Source organism: Shewanella sp. ALD9 (assembly GCF_002836315.1).
Classification (GTDB): Bacteria; Pseudomonadota; Gammaproteobacteria; order Enterobacterales; family Shewanellaceae; genus Shewanella.
In genome coordinates, this window is sequence record NZ_PJCD01000006.1 from 1 (window position 1) to 24,031 (window position 24,031).

24 protein-coding genes are annotated in these 24,031 nt (G+C 41.8%); 6 read left to right on the forward strand and 18 right to left on the reverse strand.

Features of this window, described 5'->3' with window-relative positions:
• The first annotated feature begins 337 nt into the window (after positions 1-337).
• Complete coding sequence (locus CXF88_RS13775) at positions 338-781, forward strand: RNA-binding protein (RefSeq protein WP_101087393.1); 444 nt, start codon at positions 338-340, stop codon at positions 779-781.
• 47 nt (positions 782-828) lie between these two features.
• On the opposite strand, the gene murI is transcribed toward CXF88_RS13775, so the two are convergent.
• Entirely contained in the window at positions 829-1,608 is a 780-nt protein-coding gene (murI, locus tag CXF88_RS13780; protein ID WP_101087394.1) for a glutamate racemase, read from the reverse strand.
• Positions 1,609-1,737: 129 nt separating this feature from the next.
• Between murI and trmA the strand changes: the two genes are divergently transcribed.
• Positions 1,738-2,835 (forward strand): tRNA (uridine(54)-C5)-methyltransferase TrmA, encoded by a 1,098-nt coding sequence (trmA, locus tag CXF88_RS13785; protein ID WP_101087395.1) that lies wholly within the window; start codon positions 1,738-1,740, stop codon positions 2,833-2,835.
• A gap of 64 nt (positions 2,836-2,899) precedes the next feature.
• Here trmA and fabR read toward each other — a convergent pair whose 3' ends face one another.
• The gene (gene fabR, locus CXF88_RS13790) at positions 2,900-3,517 is read right to left on the reverse strand and encodes an HTH-type transcriptional repressor FabR (RefSeq protein WP_011635616.1); all 618 of its coding nucleotides are present in this window, start codon (positions 3,515-3,517) and stop codon (positions 2,900-2,902) included.
• Between the two features lie 156 nt (positions 3,518-3,673).
• On the opposite strand from fabR, the gene CXF88_RS13795 reads away from it, so the two are divergent.
• Positions 3,674-4,783 (forward strand): fatty acid desaturase, encoded by a 1,110-nt coding sequence (locus tag CXF88_RS13795; RefSeq protein WP_101087396.1) that lies wholly within the window; start codon positions 3,674-3,676, stop codon positions 4,781-4,783.
• Positions 4,784-4,863: 80 nt separating this feature from the next.
• Here the strand turns inward: CXF88_RS13795 and CXF88_RS13800 are convergent, their stop codons facing one another.
• Together CXF88_RS13800 and CXF88_RS13805 are read right to left on the reverse strand one after the other, a co-directional pair.
• Positions 4,864-6,720, reverse strand: coding sequence for an MFS transporter (locus CXF88_RS13800; RefSeq protein WP_101087397.1), 1,857 nt, complete (start codon positions 6,718-6,720; stop codon positions 4,864-4,866).
• A complete protein-coding gene (locus CXF88_RS13805) occupies positions 6,707-7,321 on the reverse strand; it encodes a TetR-like C-terminal domain-containing protein (RefSeq protein WP_101087398.1) in 615 nt (204 codons plus the stop codon). The genes CXF88_RS13800 and CXF88_RS13805 overlap by 14 nt, the downstream gene beginning before the upstream one ends.
• Before the next feature lie 196 nt (positions 7,322-7,517).
• Between CXF88_RS13805 and selD the strand changes: the two genes are divergently transcribed.
• Together selD and mnmH are read left to right on the forward strand one after the other, a co-directional pair.
• The gene (gene selD, locus CXF88_RS13810) at positions 7,518-8,573 is read left to right on the forward strand and encodes a selenide, water dikinase SelD (protein ID WP_059745183.1); all 1,056 of its coding nucleotides are present in this window, start codon (positions 7,518-7,520) and stop codon (positions 8,571-8,573) included.
• Positions 8,573-9,673: a tRNA 2-selenouridine(34) synthase MnmH gene (gene mnmH, locus CXF88_RS13815; protein WP_101087399.1), complete on the forward strand. Its 1,101-nt coding sequence runs from the start codon at positions 8,573-8,575 to the stop codon at positions 9,671-9,673. The genes selD and mnmH overlap by 1 nt, the downstream gene beginning before the upstream one ends.
• Positions 9,674-9,975: 302 nt before the next feature.
• On the opposite strand, the gene cysQ is transcribed toward mnmH, so the two are convergent.
• The gene (gene cysQ / locus CXF88_RS13820; protein ID WP_101087400.1) at positions 9,976-10,785 is read right to left on the reverse strand and encodes a 3'(2'),5'-bisphosphate nucleotidase CysQ; all 810 of its coding nucleotides are present in this window, start codon (positions 10,783-10,785) and stop codon (positions 9,976-9,978) included.
• 116 nt (positions 10,786-10,901) lie between these two features.
• Entirely contained in the window at positions 10,902-11,489 is a 588-nt protein-coding gene (gene nudE / locus CXF88_RS13825; RefSeq protein WP_101087401.1) for an ADP compounds hydrolase NudE, read from the reverse strand.
• Positions 11,490-11,566: 77 nt separating this feature from the next.
• Between nudE and yrfG the strand changes: the two genes are divergently transcribed.
• Positions 11,567-12,232, forward strand: a complete 666-nt coding sequence (gene yrfG, locus CXF88_RS13830; protein WP_101087402.1) for a GMP/IMP nucleotidase — start codon at positions 11,567-11,569, stop codon at positions 12,230-12,232.
• 168 nt (positions 12,233-12,400) lie between these two features.
• Here yrfG and CXF88_RS13835 read toward each other — a convergent pair whose 3' ends face one another.
• From CXF88_RS13835 to gspC, 12 genes are all read right to left on the reverse strand, one after another.
• Positions 12,401-13,162 carry a type II secretion system protein N gene (locus tag CXF88_RS13835; protein WP_101087403.1) on the reverse strand — a complete coding sequence of 254 codons (762 nt, stop codon included), beginning with the start codon at positions 13,160-13,162 and terminating at the stop codon, positions 12,401-12,403.
• Between the two features lie 9 nt (positions 13,163-13,171).
• Positions 13,172-13,648 carry a type II secretion system protein M gene (locus CXF88_RS13840; protein ID WP_101087404.1) on the reverse strand — a complete coding sequence of 159 codons (477 nt, stop codon included), beginning with the start codon at positions 13,646-13,648 and terminating at the stop codon, positions 13,172-13,174.
• Position 13,649: 1 nt separating this feature from the next.
• Positions 13,650-14,855: a type II secretion system protein GspL gene (gspL, locus tag CXF88_RS13845; protein WP_101087405.1), complete on the reverse strand. Its 1,206-nt coding sequence runs from the start codon at positions 14,853-14,855 to the stop codon at positions 13,650-13,652.
• A gap of 51 nt (positions 14,856-14,906) precedes the next feature.
• Entirely contained in the window at positions 14,907-15,893 is a 987-nt protein-coding gene (gene gspK / locus CXF88_RS13850) for a type II secretion system minor pseudopilin GspK (RefSeq protein WP_101087406.1), read from the reverse strand.
• Positions 15,893-16,597 carry a type II secretion system minor pseudopilin GspJ gene (gene gspJ, locus CXF88_RS13855; RefSeq protein ID WP_101087407.1) on the reverse strand — a complete coding sequence of 235 codons (705 nt, stop codon included), beginning with the start codon at positions 16,595-16,597 and terminating at the stop codon, positions 15,893-15,895. The genes gspK and gspJ overlap by 1 nt, the downstream gene beginning before the upstream one ends.
• Positions 16,578-16,988: a type II secretion system minor pseudopilin GspI gene (gene gspI / locus CXF88_RS13860; protein ID WP_277949094.1), complete on the reverse strand. Its 411-nt coding sequence runs from the start codon at positions 16,986-16,988 to the stop codon at positions 16,578-16,580. The genes gspJ and gspI overlap by 20 nt, the downstream gene beginning before the upstream one ends.
• 64 nt (positions 16,989-17,052) lie before the next feature.
• Positions 17,053-17,625 (reverse strand): type II secretion system minor pseudopilin GspH, encoded by a 573-nt coding sequence (gene gspH / locus CXF88_RS13865; protein WP_101087408.1) that lies wholly within the window; start codon positions 17,623-17,625, stop codon positions 17,053-17,055.
• 1 nt (position 17,626) lies between these two features.
• Entirely contained in the window at positions 17,627-18,061 is a 435-nt protein-coding gene (gene gspG / locus CXF88_RS13870; protein WP_059745209.1) for a type II secretion system major pseudopilin GspG, read from the reverse strand.
• A 96-nt stretch (positions 18,062-18,157) separates the two neighbouring features.
• Positions 18,158-19,390, reverse strand: a complete 1,233-nt coding sequence (gene gspF / locus CXF88_RS13875) for a type II secretion system inner membrane protein GspF (RefSeq protein ID WP_101087409.1) — start codon at positions 19,388-19,390, stop codon at positions 18,158-18,160.
• Positions 19,391-19,393: 3 nt separating this feature from the next.
• Positions 19,394-20,953, reverse strand: a complete 1,560-nt coding sequence (gspE, locus tag CXF88_RS13880; RefSeq protein WP_101087410.1) for a type II secretion system ATPase GspE — start codon at positions 20,951-20,953, stop codon at positions 19,394-19,396.
• A complete protein-coding gene (gene gspD / locus CXF88_RS13885; RefSeq protein WP_101087411.1) occupies positions 20,946-23,078 on the reverse strand; it encodes a type II secretion system secretin GspD in 2,133 nt (710 codons plus the stop codon). The genes gspE and gspD overlap by 8 nt, the downstream gene beginning before the upstream one ends.
• A gap of 24 nt (positions 23,079-23,102) precedes the next feature.
• Entirely contained in the window at positions 23,103-24,017 is a 915-nt protein-coding gene (gene gspC, locus CXF88_RS13890) for a type II secretion system protein GspC (RefSeq protein ID WP_101087412.1), read from the reverse strand.
• Positions 24,018-24,031: the final 14 nt, after the last annotated feature.

A 24,031-nucleotide genomic window follows, 5' to 3' on the forward strand; every position in this document is an offset into this window, starting at 1 on the left:
CAACACCACTAAGTAGTTGTTAATAACGCTAACCGGTTTTCGCTTTCGCTGTATGCCGTGTCAGTGGATGCGCATTATAGGCAGCTTAAGATTTAGTGCAAGCGCTTTTATTCAAGATATGTTTCGAGCGTTGAACTTTTATGCAGATCGTTCTTTTTTTAGCTTTTTTGATTAAATAACCACCTTTGGCTAATTAGTAAATTACTTGTTTTTGATATTTAAGTCGCTTTTGAGCTCAATTTTTCAACAGTGGTCTGGTTTATCTGGTAATTTTTAATTAGTATGTAATAGTATTTAACAGTTATTTATCATTTTTATATTCATTAGAGATTATTTTATGCAGAAATCATTCGTGATTGTTTTGATTGCGGCGCTTCTTGGCGCTTTTGTTTTTTCTCAGTTTGGCGGCACATCATCTTCGGTAGCGTTTATTGCTGGTGTAGTCGTTGCGACGTTAATTTTCACCTTTATACCAACAAGTGGTTCAAGCTCTTCTGACGAACCTTATGTTGGTCCTACAATGACACTATATGTTGGCAACTTGCCTTATCGTGTTCATGAGGGAGAAGTAAAGGCATTGTTTGGTGAGTACGGGCCTGTTAACTCAGTTCGTTTAGTACGAGACCGTAAAACTGGACGTCGCAAAGGATTTGGATTTGTTGAGATGTCTGAAGCGGGCGCACAAAAAGCAATGTCGAAATTAAACGACTATAGCTTTCAAGAGCGCACGTTAAAGGTAAGAGAAGCCAAATCACAAGAATCTGATTCGGAAAATAGCTAATCGTTATTGAACTAGGTTCTTAGCACTATAGTAAATTAATAGTGTTGTTAGTCGGTTATGGTTACCAGCGAAAAATCACTAAAACCATAATCGACTAATGTTGCTTTAAGCCCTTGGCTAATATCTTTGGTATAACATGCTTGTAATTGCTTATTGCCATTACTTTCTTTACTCAGTAAAAACCTTACCCGTTTTGCTACCGCCTCCCCTGAATCTAATAGTGTTACTCCTTCGCCAAGATAATGACTTATTTCTGTCGCTATCATTGGGAAATGAGTACAGCCCAGCACCAGTACATCAATATTAGTTGCCGCGATGGGTGCTAAGATATCGTTTAGCTTATCCATATCGATTGGCTGTTGAGCTACATACTGCTCCGCAAGTAACACTAAATCTGAAGTCCCAAATAATTCAACCTTACAGTTTCCGGCAAACTGATTGATTAATGCTTGAGTGTAATCTCGTTTCACTGTCCCAGGCGTAGCCAATAAACCAATGTGCTTTTTCTTCGATAACATGGCTGCAGGTTTAATAGCAGGAACAACTCCCACGATAGGAATGGTTAATTGCTGGCGTAATAGAGGCAATACCAAAGTACTGGCGGTATTACAGGCAACCACCACAATACTGGCGTTCAAACGTCGTGCATGATGAGTAATAAGTGCAACACATCCAGTTATTAACTCTTGCTCTGATAAGTTGCCATAAGGTAAGCGTGCATTGTCAAATAAGTAACAATAATCATGTTGTGGTAACTGTTTTCTAATTTGGTTCATTACCGACAATCCGCCGATACCAGAATCAAACACTAAAATAGGTCCAGACAATATGGTCTCCAAATATGTATATGCTCAGCATTAATCGTCGGGCCACTTTATACTTAGGTGCGTAATACTAGACATCAGCGTCATTTAGTATAATATTTGCGCCCTTTTTTACAGTATTAGGTGGACGATATGAATTTAGCTGCAATGGATCCTAAAAACTACGATGCACAATTACAACGAAAGCGCATCAAGCTAGAACAGGCCTTTGCCGATTTCAATCCACCGGCGCTTGAAGTCTTTGCTTCTGAGCCTATGCATTATCGTATGCGTGCTGAATTTAGAATGTGGCATCAAGATGATGACTTATATTACTACATGTTTGATAAAGCACTGAATGCAAAAGTGCGTTGCGATCAATATTTACCCGCTGGTTTGATTATTAATCAAATGATGGCCGCATTAATAGCAGAGTTAACACCTAATCCTGCATTGCGTTATCGATTGTTTCAAGTAGATTTCTTGTCGACATTAAGCGGCGAAATTTTAGTGTCTTTGTTGTACCACCGCCAGCTCGATGAAGAGTGGCGTGAACACGCGACTCTATTAAAAGCAAAGTTATCTGCTCAATTCAATGTCAACATTATAGGTCGTGCGCGTAAGCAAAAAATCGATTTAGACAAAGATTTCGTTGTTGAGACCTTAACGGTTAATGAACAGGTATTGCATTACAAGCAAATTGAAAACAGTTTTACTCAGCCTAATGCGAAAGTCTCTGTAAAAATGCTGGAGTGGGCTATTGATGCAACTAAAAACAGTCAGGGTGATTTACTAGAGTTGTACTGTGGTAATGGTAATTTTACGATTGCATTGGCGCAAAACTTCAATCGTGTATTAGCAACAGAGCTGGCCAAGCCTTCAGTTGATGCTGCGCAATACAACATAGATATTAATCACGTTGATAATGTTCAAATTATTCGCATGTCAGCTGAAGACTTTAGTGATGCCATGGCGAAAAAGCGTCAATTTAGACGTTTAGAAGGCATCGACTTAGACAGTTACGATTGCAATACTATCTTTGTTGACCCGCCTCGTGCAGGCATTGATCCTGAAACATTAAAGCTTATCCAAGGTTACGAGCGGATTTTGTATATTTCATGTAATCCAGAAACACTGAATGACAATTTGTTAACCTTAGGTCAAACACATAAAATAACTCGCTTTGCGCTATTTGACCAATTCCCATATACCGATCATATGGAATCAGGAGTATTACTAGAACGTAAGTAATACAGCTTAACGAACAAACAGGGCGCTAATGATTAGCGCCCTGTTTGGTTATAATCGCGATAAATTAAGCACGGTTGTCAATTTTATGCTGTAACGCTTCAGCGCCTGTAGCCACCATACGCAGTTGTAGTACTAACTGATCGGCTAATGACTTACGCTCACTACGCTTGGAATCCAACGCTGATGCTCCGGCATTAAAGACTAAAATAACTAATGCTTCAGCTTGAGCACGCGCTAACACAGGAGTACGATTTGCCTGGGCCTCGGTGTAATGAGCAAGTTCAGAAATAAAATGTTCAATTTCGCGCTCAACTGCGGCTCTAAATGCCGCTGAGGTACCTGAACGTTCGTGAAGTAGTATTCGAAATACGTTCGGGTTTGACTCCAATACTTCCATAAACGTGTCGACAGAAATACGGATCACACTCCCACCGGCTTCTGCACGTTGACGACCTTTACGCATCATTTGACGTAAGGTTAATCCACCTTCATCGACCATGGTCAAGCCAAGTTCGTTCATGTCTTTAAAATGGCGATAGAATGATGTGGGTGCAATACCAGCTTCACGAGCAACTTCACGTAAGCTTAGACTGGAAAAACTGCGTTCAGCACTGAGTTGATTAAATGCAGCATCCACTAATGCACGGCGGGTTTTTTCCTTTTGTTGTGCTCTAACACCCATTTACTAATCCATTCAGTCAATATTAATTCACCGATAATACCGTTTTTAAAACAGAAACACAGCACTGTTAAAGTTGACCATGACTAGTTCCCTAAGTAAAATTAGCGTACAATTGTACGCTCAACTTATTTAAACCTATTATTGGAACCCTACTAAATGAAAAAACCTCCAATCATTTGGCTTAATACCTTGTTATTTGCCATTACTTTTATCGGCGCGGTGGTATTAATCCCTTGGCGTGGTTTTACCCATGGCTTTGATGGCATTGAATGGATTGCATTTGTTGTTTTCGCTTACGCAAGTGGTCTATCGATTACTGCGGGTTACCACAGATTATGGTCACACAAAGCCTATAAAGCTCACTCTTCAGTTCGTTTTTTATACGCACTAGGCGGGGCATTGGCGCTACAGAATAGCGCATTACATTGGTGTAGTGATCACCGCATTCATCACAAACATGTTGATAATAATGATAAAGACCCGTACTCAGCTCAAATGGGATTTTGGTACAGCCACATAGGTTGGATGCTGCGCGAGTATCAAGCGAGTCGTTACAGTGACTACAACAACGTGCGCGACTTACAAAACGATCGTATCGTTATGTGGCAGCACAAGCACTACTTAGCCTTAGTGATCTTAATGAATATTGGTTTACCGGCATTTATAGGCTGGCTAAATGGCGATATTTTATCAATGGTACTTATGGCAGGTTTATTACGCTTAGTGGTAGTGCATCACTGTACTTTCTTTATTAACTCATTAGCCCATATTTGGGGTAAACAACCGTACACAGATAAAAACTCAGCCCGAGATAATGCATTTTTAGCGTTACTTACATACGGTGAGGGCTATCACAACTTCCATCATATTTTTGAAAACGATTATCGCAATGGCATCAAATGGTGGGACTACGATCCAACCAAATGGTTAATCAAACTGATGAACTGGTTTGGTTTAGCGAGTGATTTACGTAAAGTGCCACAAGAACGTATTGAAAGTGCACGTTTGCAGATGCAACTTTTACAAGCTCAGAATCAGGTTGCTCACTTACCTAACTGCGATGAAATTATAGAAAAGTTTCAAGCAGAGTATGAGCTGATGAAGCAACACTTAGTTGACTATTATCAAGCCAAAAAGAGTTTGTTAGAGGCGAAGCGTAAGCAACTTACAGATCACAATCTGAAGCAACAAGTGCAATTATTGCGTAACCAATTTCTTGAACAACAACGTAATTGGAAAAGCCTAACAGCTGCCTACGCACAGTAAAGCTAATGCTTAATCATTTAAAAGGTCACGCCCACGCGTGACCTTTTTTGTTTTGAGCAGCTTCACTAGTACATCATGAGCTAATTAAATTGCTGAGTCACCTGTTGCTGTAACGCTTTGCAATTGGTCGTAGCTCCGTCAACTGAAGGTGCAATACTCACCGATACTTTAGACCAGAAACGTTTAGGCAAAGTGGTCAGTGCATGCCCACTTTTATGGCTAAAGTAAGATCCCCATAACCCTGTTAACGCTAACGGTATTACTGTCACAGGATCCCGTTGTAAAATTTTGTCAATACCAGGCCTAAACTCACCAATTTCACCGTTTGGAGTTAACTTCCCTTCCGGAAAAATACACACTAACTCATCATTAGCTAATGCTTGGTGTATCTGTTCGAATGCATTTAGATATGTCGACTCGCACTTCTTCGGTGAACAGATTGGGATAACGCCAGCGTGCCGAAACAAGTACTTTAATAATGGAATTTCGCTAATCGACTTATCCATTACAAACCGAATAGGTCGAGTCGATGCGCCCATAATGACTAACGCATCAACGTAACTCACATGATTACTGACAATAATTCCTGCCCCTTGTGCCGGAATATGTTCTCTACCATGTACATTCACCCGATACATAACATGGCTCAGCAAATAACTGATAAAGCGTTGAGTAAACTCTGGCACTTGTGAGTAGACATATAACAGCACAACCAAATTAAGCACCCCGACAAGCATAAATAATTCAGGGATACTCCATTGAAATACCCCAAGCAACACTATCGATAATACTGCAGAGCCCACCATAAAGAAGGCATTAATGATGTTATTCGCCGCAATAGCTTGAGCACATTCTTGTTTTTCTGCACGAGTTTGAATAAACGCATACAGAGGCACAATGAATATCCCGCCACTTAGGCCGACAAGAAACAAATCGATCATCACACGATAATGCTGCGCGTTAGCGATAAATGACTCGAAGCTATACACAAAACCTGGCTCAACAAGCTCTAGCGGAATAGCCGCTATCATGTCAAAACTAAATACGCTTAAGCCCAAGACCCCAAATGGTAATAAGCCTAACTCAACATGCCCAAACGAAAAACGCTCACACACGTATGACCCAACCGCAATACCGACAGAAAATAGCGCCAGTAACAATGACACGACGGTGGCATCGGCATGTAAGTGCAGCTTGGCAAAGTTAGGGAATTGAGTTAAATAGGTGGCACCCAAGAACCAAAACCAGCTAATGGCGAGAATGGCCATCCAAATAGTCTTGGTTTGTCGCGCTTTATTAATACAACGCCAAGTACCAGAAAATAACGAAAATTTACTAGGGTTTAAATCACCTTGGGCAGGCAATGAAGGAATCGCACGGCTGGCAAGATAACCACAAATAGCCAACACACAGACAATGATTGCAGCCCACGTTAAACCATTTTCATTAGACACCACCAAACCGGCGCTTAGGGTACCGACAAGAATCGACAAAAAAGTGCCCATTTCAACCAGAGCATTACCTTTTACTAACTCTGCTTCGCTTAGGGCTTGAGGTAATAATGAGTATTTTACTGGGCCAAAGTATGCAGACTGGCTGCCGGTTAAAAATAGCAGCAGCAACATCACCATATAACTCTGACTGATAATCGCGATAGCCGCTGTTGACATGATAATCAGCTCTAACAACTTTAACCGTCGAATCAATTTTGCCTTATTCATATTGTCAGCCACGATACCAGCATGAGCAGAAAACAAGAAAAAAGGTAAAATGAATACGCCAGCGGCCAAATTAACAAACAAGTTAACGTCAATCGGTAATGCATTTAATTGGCTGTACGTTACCAGTAAGAGCAACACATTTTTATAAAAATTGTCATTAAGCGCCCCTAGACATAAGGTCGCAAAATAGGGAAAAAATCGTTTAGTTAGCAGCATTTGAATTCCTTTTTATGCTCATTCCATCAATATAACTGTTTACATGACTCGTCAACATGTCTTGTAAACAGGATTGTGTCTCAAATAGTTTTCCATCCAATGACAAACACGTTAACCCATGTATTCCCCCCCAAAGTACGCGGCTCATCATTTCCACCTCTTGCTCACATGCAGAAGGAAAGTATTGACTTAGTTGGGACTCAACATCAGAAAATAATGACTTAATCAACCCGAGGTGAGCTGCAGGTAAAGGCTGGTCATCTGTCATTGTTAATTCAAATACCAATCGGAAACAGCGTCGATTAGCTAAAGCAAACTGACTATAAACGATTGCCATTTGCTCAATGGTTTGTTTTGGCCTGGTCGGTTTAATTAACTGTAACTGCGCAGCTAGCTGTAACAATGTTTGTTCAGATACCGCGAGTAATAAATATTGGTAACTACCAAAAATATTGATTAACGTGCTTGGCACGTAACCAATGGTGGTTGCAACTTTTCGCAAACTTAGGTTATCGACACCATGGCATTGTAAATGCTCAACCACAGCACTAATAGCCATATGGCGGATCTGTTCATGCGTATGCTCTTTTCGTCTCGCCACAATACCAACCTAAAAATGATATGCACCTTATTAAGTTGATAAATTAACAGCAAACAAAATAAAAAACAACGTTCATAATAATTATTTTTTTAATTAAAAATACACGACTAGGTTTGATAAACCGCGAATAACCAAGAAATAATCCTTGAGAAACATTATAATTGCTCATCAATAAGCCAGCGACAGAAACATAACCATGCCTCATACCGATATAAAACTAACAGAATATAGCCATGGCGCAGGCTGCGGCTGTAAGATCTCTCCTAAAGTCTTAAGCACCATTCTTGCGTCACAACTCCCCGTGTTTACTGACCCCAATTTATTAGTCGGTAATCAAACCCGTGACGATGCTGCAGTTTATAAACTCAATGAGCAAACCGGCATTATCAGTACCACCGACTTTTTTATGCCCATTGTAGATGATCCATTTACCTTTGGAAGAATTGCCGCAACCAATGCCATCAGCGATATTTATGCCATGGGCGGCACGCCAATTATGGCTATTGCCATTTTAGGCTGGCCGGTTAATGTATTGCCACCAGAAGTGGCACAGCAAGTGGTTGATGGCGGACGCCAAGCTTGTGCCGATGCAGGTATTATGTTGGCTGGAGGTCACAGTATTGATGCGCCTGAACCTATTTTTGGTTTAGCGGTTACAGGGCAAATCCCGCTTGAGCGAGTAAAACAGAACAACACTGCCAAAGCGAATGATCGTCTATATCTCACCAAACCAATTGGTATTGGCATTCTGACTACAGCACAGAAACAGAAAAAGCTGCGTGATGAAGACAGTCAAATTGCCCCAAATGCGATGTGTCAGCTCAACACGATAGGTATTGATATCGCTAAAATTACTGGGGTTAATGCATTAACGGACGTCACAGGATTTGGACTAGCGGGTCACTTAATTGAAGTCTGCCAAGGTGCACAACTTAAAGCTAATATCGTTTTATCCCAAGTCCCTTTACTCCCTAAAGTCAGTGATTACCTCGCTCAAGGTTGTATTCCAGGCGGTACCCATCGCAATTTTGACAGTTATAGCGAACATTTGCCGCCATTAACAGATGACCAGAAAGCGATTATTTGCGATCCACAAACCAGTGGAGGACTATTAGTTGCCGTGAGTGCAGAGGCTGAACAGGAACTTAAAACACTATTAGAAGCCAATGGAATTGACGCTATTTGTATCGGTATGCTCAATACTTATGAGCCACGCGCTGACGGACACGATATCCTTGTGGAATTAAACTAATGAGCGAGGTCATCCCCAGCTCAGAATATGGCAGACTTCTATTAGAAAACCGTCCATTAATTGACGTAAGAGCGCCTATCGAATTCATTAAAGGTGCTTTTGGCCACTCGATTAATTTACCATTAATGCAAGATGGTGAACGCGAAAAAGTGGGCACATGCTATAAAAGACGTGGCCAAGAGGCTGCTATAGCATTAGGTCATGAGCTGGTGAAAGGTAAAATTAAACAGCAACGTATAGATGCTTGGCTTACTCAATTGTCACAACATCCTGACAGCTATTTATATTGTTTTCGTGGCGGTTTGCGCTCAAAGCTATCACAGCAATGGATTAAAGAATCAGGCATGAACATCCCTTATATTGAAGGGGGTTATAAAGCCATACGTAGTTTTTTAATTAATACTATCGAGCAAGCGCCAAGCCAATCTAAAGTGCTGATTTTAAGTGGCATAACAGGTAGTGGTAAAACGGAAGTTATCCATCAACGGAATGAATCAGTCGACCTTGAAGGCCTTGCCAACCATAAAGGGTCGAGCTTTGGCAAAAATATCGATCCGCAACCCAGTCAAATCAACTTCGAAAATAATTTAGCCGTGGCATTGCTGCAGCATCAACAACAGCAACATAACCATTTGCTGTTAGAAGATGAAAGTATGCTAATTGGTCGTTCAGCCCTGCCAAAGCATTTTTACAGCGCCATGCAACAAGCTGATATTATCGTACTCGACGAGCCATTAGACGCGCGTTTACCGCGTTTATTAAATGACTATGTTGAGCAAAAACTGGCTGATTATGTATCTGGATTAGGTGAGCAAGCGGGTTTCGATGCATTTAAAGCATATTTGACTCAAAGTTTATTGGGCATTCGTAAACGCTTAGGCGGTAAGCAACATCAAGAATTGCAGGACTTGGTTGATAATGCGCTTAACGTACAACAAAGCCAAAATGATACCAGTAAGCATTTAGACTGGATAAGCCTGTTACTCGATATTTATTATGACCCGATGTATCTGTATCAACTTGAAAAGAAACAGGACAGAGTTATCTTTCAAGGTGACAGAAAAGCGATACATCAATGGTTAGATAGTCATAAGTCATAAGTCATTTAAGCAAAAATGCCCTCATGATGAGGGCATTTTTATGTGTATCTCACCAAATTCAGTATTGAAATCAACATAAATCTGGTCACAGTAGTTCAAGACTCACTGTTATTAACGGATAAAACTGCACACTGCCATCGTTATTTAACCACGATGCACGATATAGTGTTGATGGTTTCTAGTGGCTACTGTTGCCATATCGTTACTCATGTCATTGCCATCATATGATTAATAAATTAATCTCTGTTCGAAAAAGCAACACATCCAAAATATTAATTTATGTCCATTAAAATATAAACAAATTAATTAGTTAACAATATATCCCACGGGAGGTTAGCACTGCCTACCACAATAAAATTTGGGTTTTCGAGTGTTTCACGCTCATTGTAGGTCATAGGCTGTAAATTAATATCAATCAGTGCACCACCTGCTTCTTCAATAATAATCTGCGCAGCACCAGTATCCCATTCACCAGTGGGTCCTAAACGGACATAGCAATCAGCACGTCCTTCGGCCACCAAACAACTTTTTAATGCTGCACCACCCATCACCACTAACTCACAATGATTGGGTTTATTGAGTAACTTTAAAACCGATTGCGGATCTTGACGACGACTGACGGCTAAACGTAAATGCTCTGGTTCATCACCGGTTAATTGTTTACTGGTGATACGTATCTCGTTCTTACCATCACGCTTATAAGCACCTAGCCCGGCTATTGCGTAATAACACACCTTAGTCATCGGCACATAAACCACTCCCATGATAGGACGGTTATGTTCAACTAAAGCAATGATCACTGAAAAATCACCACTGCCAGCAATAAACTCACCCGTGCCATCTAATGGATCGACTAGCCAATAGCGTTTCCATGTTTCACGCACACTTAGTGGAATATCTGCAGCTTCCTCACTTAAAATAGGAATGTCGGGCGTGAGTTCAGCTAACTGACGGCAAATAATATCGTGCGCGGCTAAATCGGCAGACGTGACAGGGGTATTGTCGGACTTAATTTCGCGTTTGAAGTTACCTTTAAGGTAAATATCACGAATTTTTTGCCCAGCTTCCGTTGCGATGTCTATAACTTGCTCAATTACATCTTCTGGCTTCATTATTACTCCAATTGCTGGATTCGATAAGGATGACCTCACAAGGACATCAATAAATAAGGCTATTGCCTATTCGATGTTGCTGTTCAATGACTAACTCAATACTACTTGTGAATAACCTATTTTACGGCGTTGACTTCACGTGTAAGATTATCTGTTGGTGTATTGAGATATTGCTGAGTTAAAAAAAGCGCACTAACACTTCGAGATTCTGAAAAATCAACATTCTCGAGTAATAACTGCCAATCAGATAATGGCCAAGGGATCACGTCTATTGGTTCAGGCTCATCCCCTTCTAAACGGCTAGGGTACAGTTTTTCAGCAACAAAAATATGCATTTTGCTGGAAAAGTAGCCTGGCGCAAGCGATAGCTCTTTTAGATAGGTCAATTGATAACTGCCAAAACCTATTTCTTCTTGGAGCTCTCGATTAGCGGCTTCAACTGCCGTTTCGCCTGGATCTATCAACCCTTTCGGAAAACCGAGTTCATAATGATCAGTGCCAGCGGCGTATTCACTCGCTAATAATAAATTACCTTGATGAATAGGCACGATCATCACCGCCCCTCTGCTACCGCCCTTCATTCTTTCATATTGACGCTCTACGCCATTAGAAAACTTAAGGTGTACCTGCTCGATTTGAAACAGTCTGCTTTTGGCAACAATTTCGGTATGCAGGATTTCCGGCTTTTTATGCCGCTGTGTCATTGAAGCCTCGTGTGACGAATTAATATATACAGGGTACAATCTTACTATTATGGGTATATTCTACAACCGGAATTTACATGTTTCCTTGGTATAAAATAGATACAGTGCTGCTCGACATGGATGGTACCTTGCTTGATCTGCATTTTGATAACCACTTTTGGTTACATTTAGTGCCACAACAATTAAGCATGCAGCGTCAAATAAGTTTGGATGAAGCCAATACACTCGTTAAACAAGCTTACTATGATGTCGTTGGCACCTTAGATTGGTATAGTCTTGATTACTGGCAACGCTATTTACAACTCGATATTTTGGCATTACACCATGCATCGGCTGATAGAATTAAACTTCGCCAAGACAGCATGCCTTTTTTACAGGCATTAGCAGGGGCAAGTAAACAACGCATTTTGTTTACTAATGCTCACCCACAAAGCTTAGCGCTTAAGTTAACTCATACCAATTTAGGCCATGGTTTAGATGAAATGTTATCGAGCCATGAAAGCGGTTATCCCAAAGAACATCCGCAATTTTGGCAGTATGCACTGACTAAGTTCAACTTAGATCCGTCACGGTGTTTATTTATTGATGACAGCGAAGTGATATTAGCGGCATCGAAAAAGGCTGGCATAGGTTATCAACTCGGGATTAAAAACCCCGATAGCCAAAAGCCTCATATTGAATTTACCGACTTCCCAGCGATTACAGATTACCACCCACTATCATTGGCACTTCAATCGGTATAAGCAATATCACTATATAAACGATTCAAGTAGTGATTGATCGTTAAATAGCGGTTGATGTCTGAACATAGTTAATAAGGTAGCTGTTGAGGTTATTCGATAAATTATTGCCGATATAAAAATGCCTTGATAGTGATATCAAGGCATTAGTTATTCAAATATCAACCGATTTTACAAGCCAGGCACAACGCCTTGATAGTTAATAGGGTAATACCCTTGGCTGTCTTGTCGACCTAAAAAGGATAACGAATCACGTAAATCTTTAGGTTGGGCATCGGTAGGTTTAATTTTAGCACTCACTTTAACCAAGTTTGACTCGCCTAAAATAACAGTTCCCGTTAAACCTAATACGTTTTGGGTTTCATCAGTGGCAATTTGTAATTGCCCATCAAGGCAACTGAGCCCCAATGAAATGTTACCTAAAGGGTACACGCCATATTGATTTTTAACGTTAGTATTATTTAAAAATAATTTACCGTTTAATTGTGTACACCATGGTTTACCTTGCTCTAGCACTGCAACCATTAAGCTCACATCGCCATCAATTTGCGTTTTAAAAGGTAAACGGGCGCCCGCTAGTAAAAAACTATCAGGTAAATCAAGGCGAATATTTTTGGCAGTCAGCCCAGATAACGACCAACTCACACTACCTTTACCACTAACAGCCGTAGCTCGATTACCGATATTAAAATCGATATCGGCTTTACCAAGCAGTAATCCCCATGGACTTAACTGCCAACTAACGTGTTCTATTTGGCGTTGATCAATGGTAATTAACGCCGCCTTTCCTTGCCAAAGTGTACCTTCAGCACCTGTGATAACCACATTATTAGGTAACGGAGCGATACTGACTAACCAGTTCGCCGGTAAATAAACCAATAAAAACGCGAGGTAAATAATGACGCCAATGACTATTTTTGAAAATAAGCTCACAAAAAATCCTTACTGAGAAAGCTGAATACGTCTTACTTTTACAAAGCCAGCAACGTCTGATTCGGTTAGATCTACGCTGTCTAACGTTAAGCCCTTTTGCTCTACTAAGTCATGCAAGTAACCCAGTAACGCATCAAATGGCACGTCATCCATCCATAGCTGAATTTTATCGTCTTGCGGCTGCATGCGAGTGATCTCTAACTTATATTGTCCAGCTGTTTGATTTACCAAAGAACTTAAACTGCCACGAACTTTAGCTTGCGCACCCGCTTGTTTCAGACCCGCTATTTTATTGGCGGTTTGTTTAACATAATTTAACGTTTGCTGCGCTGCGCTGTTATCACGTTGGGCAGTTTCTTGAGCATTCGATATCGGTGTCCAAATGCCCCAATAAATGATGCCTATCGCCAATACTGCAGCACAAAAACCAACAAGTTGTTGTTCTCTAATGGCTAAACCTTGCCACCAACTACGCATGTTTTCCATGTTATTTATTCCTTAACGTCAGCGTACTGGTAACGCTTTCTTCGCTACTGTTCATGGCACCACCTTCGAGAAGATAGTCTTTGCTAACAAGCTCTTTAAATGTATCTATTTGGCCGTACGTTTTTGCTGTCACTTGCATTCGTAGCTCATTACGATTGGCTTCGTAACGCAAAGTGTTCGGTTTAAGTTCTGGCACCTTACTAAACGCTGGCTTTAAACCATCTAGCATTTCAAAAAATACTGCACCGCCACCTTGGCCTTGCATACTGCGTAATTCACTGCCCATTTGTGAGCGCATATTAACAATACGGTTTACACCCGGTACAGCTTGTTTAAAAATCATTTCGCTTTGAGCTTGCAGCCCTGCGGTCTGGTTATTCAGTTGATGAATGGCGATGCCTTTATTCGCTAAGGCTAAAACAATCGCAATCATCACTACAATCGCAGTATTTTTCCAGGTGAGTAACTGCTTACTGTATTCATGCTTAGGTTTATAAATGCCACTTAGCAAATTGATTGGGGCGTTCAAAATGCCTTTTGCTAATACCATCATAGGTAAATCGAGTGGCTTGTTATTAATTTCCACGCCTTCAAATACAATATCGTCACTGTAGCTTGCAACACTAATTGACTCATTATCATTAGGTTTTGCAGCTGTTAATAGGTGTGGAAGTGCAAATGCAGACCATGCTTTAGGCACGCTAACGCCGCCACCTTCAGACGTTCGGATTAAATACTCACTACCAACACTCATTGCCGCCCAGCGACATTGCTCTAACGGCAACGCTAAACAATCTGGCACGATACGTTTTACTTTTAAGCCTGCATGATGGAGCCATTCAAGCCATATTTGCATTTGCTCATGCGCCACCGCAGCCACATTAAGCTGCTCACCTTCACGAGGCCCAACAACAAAATGCATATTGTCTACATTCGTCGCTAATGATTCCTCTAACATGTATGGCAACGCCTTTAATGCTTGGCGTTGACCTTTTTCGGGCAACATGATTTGTGTCAATGTCATGTTGGCCGCAGGCACAAGTACATCAACAGGACGATTACCCGCACGCTCAGCTAAAGTGCTGAGACTGGCGGCATCAGATAATTCACCAGAAGCGATGATCTCTTGCTCTTGTTCTGACCATACTAGCCACGAACATGGGTGTTCTGATGATTTTCCTAACCGGATAAATAGCCGTTCAGACACTGTTTATTCTCCACCGATCTCAATACGCATTGTTACGCAATGAATTTGTTATTATTGTTGGCCACCATACTGACGGGTGAGCACATCTAAATCTTTACCATTACGCTTCAGGACACTATCCATTCGAAATATTGCAGTATCGACTTTGGCACCAGCCTTCAATAAGAAGTACTGACTATCAACCACAAAACTCGACTTTACATTTGCTTCAATCTTTATACCACTGAGTGATGAACCTTCCCAAAACTCTTCGATTTTTTCATATCCATCCGCTGGACGATTGTTAATAACATTTTCAGCTTCGCCGACTGATATTTTATTTTCTAACATTGCTGTCAGTAAAGCTGCTTGCTCAACCTTAATGGTATTTACATTTAATAGCTGACTGTCTTCACCAGGTATTGCACATACATAAGGTAAAAGATTCAGGTAAACATCTTGGTTGAACCCTAACACTGCACGTAACTCACTGCGATGCTGCATCAAGGTATTGGCCGCACGATATGGCACATTACGCGATTCATATTCGGCATCTTCAGCACCATATGGGCCCGATAACGTATCTTCGTCGATATAATCTTTAAGGGTTGACGTTAATTGCTCGGCGCCAAACTCATCAACGCCTAAACTGATCAACAGCGATTGAAACTGTATAGCTGCGACGGTCATTTTGGGCTGACCATTTTCAATTTCATTCGATGCTTGACCGACGGCATTAACATTAAAGCATGATCGCATATCTTGTATTTCACCGACAATTTCACCGTATTCAGCTGGAAAAGCCACATTGGCCAAGGCCCAATACTGTTGTAAATGTACGGTTCCTTCTGAATCTTCAAAATCTTGCTTGAGCACTTTCATCGCCAGCTCTTCAGCAGAAAGGGCATACCAATAAGCCTGGTCGTATTGGGCTAAATTAAGCGTTCGACGCATTGAAAGCTGATTGCGACTACTAATGTTGGTGGCAATAATCACCACCATAGCAACAATTAGCATCACTACTATTAATGCAACCCCGCGTTGCTTTTGGCCGCCCATTATGAGGATTTCCCATCATCGGTTTCATTTTCATCTTTACTATTTGAACCGTTACGGTTGTTGCCACTGTCTTTGTCAGACTTAGTTGCTGGTGCACCTTTAGGCAGTAAAAAACGACGCTGAATTTTACCCAAACCTTCTAATTCTATTTCCATCGCAATCCCTTTTGGCATCACGGTTCCATCAACTTGCTTCTGCCATTTATCATCCATATAAAACGAATACTCAATTGACAGCACATGGTCAATAACCATGCTTTTTAATGGCTCAGCACCTGATACAGGTTCAGGATAAGGATAATACCAACGCTCAAGACGGCCATTTTGAACCACATAGGCAACCGATTGCAGGCTGCCTCTAGGTAACATGCCATCGGGGTTTAACCAGCCCAAACGGTAAAATACCAGTGCTTCGGTTTCAGAGTCGAGGATATTATCGCCAGCCTGAAAAAAACGGCTGCCACGATCACCTTCAAATAATCTAGGGCTACGCGCTACCATTTGGCCCAAATCACGTTCTAACGCACCAAAACCTTGCTGTAATGACTTAAGCCGAGTAGCAAACTCTTTGGTCACTTCATCATTTTTCATTACCGTCGACAATACTGAGTTTGCCGCGATACCCAACATGGCAAAAATCGCAATCGCGATAAGCATTTCGAGTAAGGTAAAGCCGCTGAAATACCTAGGCTTTGTTATGGACATAACTGCTTACCTGAGCCACTACGCGTTTAAATTTGTCGTCGTCACTGACGCTAATACGGATCATTCTAAATTTATCATCGGTGGTTTTAATCACTTCTTGGCGCCAATACCATTCACGGCCAGCAAGTTCTGACTGACCCGTTTTTTGGCCTATATCAGGAAAGGTACCAGGTAAACGCACGTCGACCATTTGATTACTGGCTACCCATTGCGCTAACGTTCGTTCCTCTAAAATGGGCATGTTCGCCATTTGTTCACCCAAACTTTTGGTAACCGATACTGCTGCAATGGAAAACACAGCTAGAGCAACGATAACCTCAAGTAAGGTCATACCACGATTCTTACCGCGTAAGCTTTTAACGCCAGAGTGACTAACAAATGAGCGACTAATACCTAAGTTGTTAATACCTGAGCGGTTAACTTTCCCGTATTGAGGGCGTCGATGTGATGTGAGTTTATTCATCTACACGCCCTAATGTTAAACGGCCTAACGCGTCACCCACAACCAGCACATTGACTGGCTGACGGTCGTCATTAATCGTATTAAAACCCAACTCAAAGGGAGTCATTTCTCCGCTGGGAAACAATAAAATTTGCGGTTCAGGATGTTTCTTTTTTTCTTCTTCGCTCTCTTCGTCGATAAAAGGTTCATCAAACCAAGATTCATTTTGCTCGTCTTCTTGAACTAATGGCATGCCATCGATCACAATATCTAAAGTAATACCGGCATCCATTTTTTTGGCCGATAATAGCCGGTCTTGATCAACTGGCATCCATTTGCCTTCTTTATAAAACACAAACTGATATTGATCTTCGTCAATCACAATGCCAATAAACTGACCGCTTAATACGCTTTCATCAAGCACCATTTCAGTTGCAGTCATAAAACGTTGCGCCTGTTTTTTGAGCATTTGTTCCGGCCCAGCAACACTAATAGACATGGTTACCGCAGAGGCAACCAAACCCATTAGCAATGCCACAATTAACACCTCTAATAAAGTGAAACCGGCTTGACGATGATGAATCATCTTATTGGAAATCTTGTAAATTCCAGCTTCCGATATCATCTTCAGAACCTGGTTGTCCATCTGGTCCTGCGCTGAAGATGTCAATTTTACCATTTTCACCAGGGCTTAATAGTAAATAGTCACTGCGCCATGGATCTTGTGGTAAACGCTTAACATACCCACCTTCACGGAAATTACGTGGCTCTGGTGACGAGTTAGGCTTTTGCACCAACGCATCGAGACCTTGTTCTGTGGTTGGATAAATACTGTTATCTAACTTATACATATCCAATGCATTTTCTAACGCCACAATATCTGATACCGCTTTTTGTTGATCGGCTTTGTCCTTGTTACCCATCAAATTGGGCACAACCATTGACGCTAAAATACCTAAAATAACAATCACCACCATTACTTCGAGTAAGGTGAAACCACGTTGTTTATTATTATGTTGCATTAATTACTTCCTCTAAAAATTGTCTATATATTCATGCGTAAAATCAGCTATAAATCTTGGTTTACGCTTACCCTACAAAAATCCATAACTTCAAACCTAACCGCTGATCAAGTTATTTAACTCTAAAATAGGCTGTAAAATGGCCATTACAATAAATAATACAACCGATGCCATACTCACGACTAGCATGGGTTCAAATACTCCTAATGCAATATTAACGTTCGACTCAAACTCTCGGTCTTGGTTGTCTGCTGCGCGTTCTAGCATGTTTTCTAGCTGGCCACTTTTTTCACCCGATGCAATCATATACAACATCATTGCCGGGAATAACTTAGTATTAGTCAACGCCGTGCCTAAACTAGTTCCCTCACGGACTCGCGCCGTAGCCTCATCAACAGCAGCACGCACCTTAACATTTTGTAAAACTTCGCTGGCAATACGCATCCCATCAAGTAATGGTACCGAGCTGGCTGACAAAATACTTAATGTTCGCGCAAATCGGGCGGTATTCAGCCCTTTACTTACTTTGCCAATAACGGGCATTTTCAAAAGGGCTGTGTCATATTTCATCCGCATAATCGGATTAGTCAGCAGTCGCTGAAACATCACCATAGCAGCAAAGATAAGCAGTACGACCACAACCCCCCAATGTTGTACAAAATCAGAGGCGAGAATCAAGAACTGAGTTGTGCCAGGTAATTCTTGGCCCATGTGCTCAAACTGCCCAACAACCTTTGGCACCACAGCTGCCAATAACACCGCAATAACACCAATAGCGACCACGGTTAATACAATAGGGTAAATCATTGCTTGAGTAAGCTTGGATTTGAGTTGCTGACGACGCTCGGTATAATCGGCAAGTCGATTAAGCACCACTTCTAAATGGCCTGATTTCTCACCCGAGGCTACCATTGCGCGGTATAAGTCATCAAACACATGCGGAAATTCGGCCATTGAGTCAGCTAAGCTGTAACCTTCAACCACCCGAGAACGCACCGCCATAATCATGCTACCTAAGCGATCTTTCTCAGACTGTTGCCCCACCGCTTTTAACGCTTCTTCAATGGGTAAGCCTGCGGCCACTAATGTCGCTATTTGGCGCGTGATCAATGCCAATTCGGCAACAGAAATACGCTTTTTAAATAGGGAGGCTAAATTAAAACCGCCACGCTGTGAACGGGCCTCTTTCTCACTGACAGGCTGAAGTTCTAGCGGCATAAGGCGCTGCTCACGCAGCTGGCTTCTTGCATGACGCGCAGTATCAGCTTCTATCACACCTTTTTGTTGCTTGCCTTTACTATCAAGGGCTTTGTATTCAAACGCCGCCATTGATTACTCCTCGCGCGTAACGCGCAATACTTCTTCTAGCGTTGTCACACCTGTGAGTACTTTACTCATGCCGTCATGACGAATACTTGGAATCGATTTACGTACATATTTTTCAATGGCTAATTCGCCCCTGCCTCCATGAATTAACTCACGGACATTGTCATCAACGGTAAGTAACTCATGAATACCTGTTCGACCACGATAACCATTTTGACCACAGGCCTTACAACCTTTAGCGCGATAAATAATACGTGTGTCGTTTGCGGTAATACCCAGCAACTCGCGTTCACGCTCATCAGGCTCATGTGCTTCTTTACACTGTGGGCACAATGTCCGAATTAAGCGTTGTGCAAGCACGCCAAGCAAACTTGATGACACTAAAAAGGGTTCTACGCCCATGTCTTGCAAGCGGGTTATTGCCCCTGATGCGGTATTGGTATGTAAGGTTGAAATCACTAAGTGACCGGTTAATGATGCTTGCACTGCAATTTGCGCCGTTTCCAAATCACGAATTTCACCAATCATCACCACATCGGGATCTTGACGTAAAATTGCGCGTAATCCACGCGCAAAAGTCATGTCGACCTTAGTGTTTACCTGAGTTTGACCAACGCCTTCTAACTCATATTCAATAGGATCTTCAACGGTTAAAATATTGGTATCTTTAGAATTGATTTCCGTTAACCCGGCATACAAGGTAGTACTTTTACCAGAACCTGTCGGCCCTGTTACAAGAATAATGCCGTGTGGCTTACGAATTAATTCATCGAATTTTTCACGAATGCCAGGTGTCATACCCAGTTGTTGTAAGTCTAAGTTGCCGGTATTTTTATCTAATAAACGCATTACCACACGCTCACCATGACTTGATGGCATAGTTGATACCCGCACATCGACAGCGCGACCCGCAATACGTAACGAAATACGCCCATCTTGTGGTAGGCGTTTTTCGGCGATGTCCAAACGTGCCATCACTTTAATACGCGACACCAATAAAGACGATAATTTACGATTTGGCTTTAATACTTCTTTCAACACGCCATCAATACGGAAACGAACAATTAATTGTTTCTCGTAGGTTTCGACGTGAATATCTGAGGCTTCTTCTTTAATCGCTTCCGATAACAGCGCATTAATTAACTTAATAATCGGCGCGTCATCATCGCCTTCAAGCAAGTCTTCCGTTTGTGGCAGTTCTTCAGCTAGGGTAAACAAGTCCATTTCGTTACCAATATCTTCCATAAGCTGTTGGGCTTCTGAAGAATTAGCTTGATATGCTTGCGTCAGTTTAGCTTCAAACTTTGCCACTTCTAGCTTAATTAACGGTAACTCAACACCCGAGTAGCGTCGTACTTCTAACATGGCACTAAGCGGTGTGTTATCAGTGTAGAAGAGACAAAGCTGCTCGTTTTCTTTCGCTAACACCAATTGAAAGCGGTGCGAGAAGGCAAACGGCAAGCGCTCTTTACTCGTCGAATGAAAAACCTCATCACCTTCAACAACTTCCATGGCAACTTCACTAGATACTTGGGCTAATGGTTCTGTCATCACGCTATCAGTCATTGTTTTGAGCCTTGTCCTTTTGCATGTTTTCATCGATAGTGCGCAAGGCTGGATCTGAATCACGTATATCGGTGCTCAGCCCTTTGCCGCTTTTATAGCGATCAAGCATGTCATTCACGTCATCTGGCAAGTAAGCCTCTTGATCCCATTCTTCAAGAACCGGGACTTGAGTATTTGGCATTAAATTAATACCACGAGCTTGTTGTTCCAGCTGTAATGCTCTGAAATAATTATATTTACGACCGGCAATCCCTTCCATTGTCATACCGTCACGAATAATGGTGGGCTTAATAAAAATCATTAAATTCTTTTTCGTTTTCTTACTAGAAGAGGACTTGAATAAATGACCTATAAAAGGAATATCGCCAAGAATTGGGACTTTTTGAATACTTTCTTGTACTTCTTCGTTAATTAATCCACCCAGCACTACAATTTGGCCAGAATCTGCCATAACCGTGGTCGTTAAACGACGAGTAGAGAAACTGATGTCGACACCAGTGTTACCATTAACACCCGACACTTCTTGTTCGATAGTTAATTTAACTGACGAACCTTCGTTAATTTGCGGTACCACTTTTAGCTTAACTCCGACTTCCTTACGTTCTACCGTTTGGAATGGATTATCATTGTTAGAGCTTGAAGTTGAACCGGTAATAATCGGCACTTCATCACCAACAATAAACGACGCTTCTTGATTATCTAGTGTGGTAATAGACGGTGTTGCTAGTACGTTTGAATTTGTATCACTCGACACAGCTTGGATTAACGCCGCAAAGTTACCTGTGGTCACGCCCCACGCCATACCATTCACTTTACCTAATGCTTGCGCGATTAAAGTGTAATCCCCATCAGAGGTTGGATTGGTGGTGGTAGTAGAGCCGCCATCTGAATTGCCTACTGTTACTGTAGTGCCATCAGTTTCGCGTGCAGACCACACACCGGCACCGACTTCACCAATGGTTGGGCCAATGTTGTTAAACTGCGTTAAGCCACCCGCTTCGCTGCCCCATTGCACTCCGAAACCGACGTTATCGCCTTCAGCGATTTCAACAATAATGGCTTCAACGAGCACTTGTGCGCGGCGAATATCAAGCTGATTAATGACGCTTTCAATGGTACGCAGTTGATCTGGTTCAGCACTAATGACCAGTGAGTTAGTGTCGCTGTGGGCCATAATATTGATATCACTACGACGCTTACTTGAGTTGCCTTGCTGAGTACTGGCACCCTCTTTATTATCTTGTAAGTTTTGTGCAAATCCGGTTAATACTTCAACCAAGTCTTCAGCTTTGGCGTAACGTAAATAACGTACCTTGGTGTTACCCGTACTCGCCTGTTCGGCATCAAGTCGTTTAATGAGTTCGATTACACGTTGACGGCTTTTTTCATCGCCACTGACAATAACCGCATTCATGCGTTCATCAGCCACCACTTTAGGTGCTTGGCCAGGCAGCTGTGATTGGTTAGCACTTGAGCGATATAAGGTATCGACTATGCGAACAATTTCTCCTGCAGAGGCATAATCTAAGGCCACGACTTGTACGTCGGTGTCGCCTTGCTTATCAACTCGGCGGACAATCTCTACCAATTTGTTCACTACCGCTGCACGACCAGAAATCATTAACACGTTTGATTGGTCATAGTTAACAACGTTACCGCCACCAGCATTATCATTTAACTGGCGAAGTAATGGAGCAAGTTGTTTCGCTTCAGAATTGTATAAAGGAACAATTCGGGTGACCATTTCGTCACCAACACCAGGTGCTTTGTCATCGGCGACACGAATAGAAGCCATTTTGGCGTCTTTGTCTTTAATGACTTTAATGACGTGGTTTTCCATTTCAACCACTGCATAACCATACACTTGAAGTACGTTAAGGAAGAATTGGTAATATTGATCATCATTAAGTAAATCGTAACTACGGACATTAATTTTGCCACGTACTGTTGGGTCTACAATAATGGTTTTATTGAGGTTTTTACCGACAATATTAATAAATTCTTGAATGTCAGTGCCTTTAAAATTGGCGGCATATTGTTCCGACCAAGCACTCGGTGCCGCTATCATTGCAGCGCCCATAAGCATTCCAGCAATAATGTTATGTCGGATCCCTTTATTATTCATTCTACTCAATCCTCTAACGCCAAATTATTCTGGCAAACTAAACATGATTTCGACCAACTGCCCTTCACGCTCAACCATGACAGCCATTTCGGTGAGCTCAGGCAGTTGTGCCATCACTTCTAATGCCTGACCCATATCGGTCAGATCAAATCCATTTATTGATTTTGCTAAATCATTAGCCTGAAAACCCGCTTGCTTAAACAACGCGACATCTTTACCAGGATTTAAACGGTAACCCGCTAATTCATCGCCATTACGTACCGGTGAAATAGCTAAAAAGTCTGTAATTTTACTTGGGTCTGCTAACAACTCATCACGAGAATTAGACAAATCTTCAGAAAAACGTTGATTATCACGACGATCAACTCGGGTTACCTGTTGATCGACCTTGGCTTGTTGTAGCTGTGAGTTTGCTGCACCTTGTGTGGTGTATTGAAGACCATCAAGCATTAAGGTTTCGTAACGACCACCATTACTGATAATAATCCGGTCAGCATAAACCTCTTTTAAAGAAGCAGAAGTCCCTTTGATTTTATCGCCTAAACCATAAGTTTCTTGTTGCCCACTTGATTCAATAACCGCTAAACCTTGGGCTTCTTCGGTAGACGCAACAACCCCTGTCAATTGAATAGACAAGTTTGTTTTAGGCGCATCGGTGATTTGCTCTACGACTTCAGCTTTGGGTTTATTGCTATTGTTGTCTAAGCGACCAAAAAGCAATAGGTTACGTACACCGGCAAGCTCAATACGCTTTGCAGTGCCTGCTGAGATGGGGGATGGTTGCCACACCGCAGACTGCGATGATACTGGCATCAACTTCCATGTGATCTGTGCAGCGAGTAGCAACACAATGACCAGTCCAAGCCAAAATACAATCATACTCAATAGCTTATGTGGTATTTTTGCAGCGTTGGTGATCAGTTTATCTAATAAATCCATATGTTATTGGACCC

Excerpts from the sequence above, each read along its gene's own strand:
- gspF (WP_101087409.1), bottom strand. The coding sequence starts at position 19,390 with ATGGCGGCGTTTGAATACAAAGCCCTTGATAGTAAAGGCAAGCAACAA.
- yrfG (WP_101087402.1), top strand. The coding sequence starts at position 11,567 with ATGTTTCCTTGGTATAAAATAGATACAGTGCTGCTCGACATGGATGGT.
- gspC (WP_101087412.1), bottom strand. The coding sequence starts at position 24,017 with ATGGATTTATTAGATAAACTGATCACCAACGCTGCAAAAATACCACAT.
- CXF88_RS13800 (WP_101087397.1), bottom strand. The coding sequence starts at position 6,720 with ATGCTGCTAACTAAACGATTTTTTCCCTATTTTGCGACCTTATGTCTA.
- gspG (WP_059745209.1), bottom strand. The coding sequence starts at position 18,061 with ATGCAACATAATAATAAACAACGTGGTTTCACCTTACTCGAAGTAATG.
- CXF88_RS13840 (WP_101087404.1), bottom strand. The coding sequence starts at position 13,648 with ATGGAAAACATGCGTAGTTGGTGGCAAGGTTTAGCCATTAGAGAACAA.
- gspH (WP_101087408.1), bottom strand. The coding sequence starts at position 17,625 with ATGATTCATCATCGTCAAGCCGGTTTCACTTTATTAGAGGTGTTAATT.
- nudE (WP_101087401.1), bottom strand. The coding sequence starts at position 11,489 with ATGACACAGCGGCATAAAAAGCCGGAAATCCTGCATACCGAAATTGTT.
- trmA (WP_101087395.1), top strand. The coding sequence starts at position 1,738 with ATGAATTTAGCTGCAATGGATCCTAAAAACTACGATGCACAATTACAA.
- CXF88_RS13795 (WP_101087396.1), top strand. The coding sequence starts at position 3,674 with ATGAAAAAACCTCCAATCATTTGGCTTAATACCTTGTTATTTGCCATT.
- gspE (WP_101087410.1), bottom strand. The coding sequence starts at position 20,953 with ATGACTGATAGCGTGATGACAGAACCATTAGCCCAAGTATCTAGTGAA.
- fabR (WP_011635616.1), bottom strand. The coding sequence starts at position 3,517 with ATGGGTGTTAGAGCACAACAAAAGGAAAAAACCCGCCGTGCATTAGTG.
- gspD (WP_101087411.1), bottom strand. The coding sequence starts at position 23,078 with ATGAATAATAAAGGGATCCGACATAACATTATTGCTGGAATGCTTATG.
- cysQ (WP_101087400.1), bottom strand. The coding sequence starts at position 10,785 with ATGAAGCCAGAAGATGTAATTGAGCAAGTTATAGACATCGCAACGGAA.
- CXF88_RS13775 (WP_101087393.1), top strand. The coding sequence starts at position 338 with ATGCAGAAATCATTCGTGATTGTTTTGATTGCGGCGCTTCTTGGCGCT.
- gspK (WP_101087406.1), bottom strand. The coding sequence starts at position 15,893 with ATGGGCGGCCAAAAGCAACGCGGGGTTGCATTAATAGTAGTGATGCTA.
- gspJ (WP_101087407.1), bottom strand. The coding sequence starts at position 16,597 with ATGTCCATAACAAAGCCTAGGTATTTCAGCGGCTTTACCTTACTCGAA.
- mnmH (WP_101087399.1), top strand. The coding sequence starts at position 8,573 with ATGAGCGAGGTCATCCCCAGCTCAGAATATGGCAGACTTCTATTAGAA.
- selD (WP_059745183.1), top strand. The coding sequence starts at position 7,518 with ATGCCTCATACCGATATAAAACTAACAGAATATAGCCATGGCGCAGGC.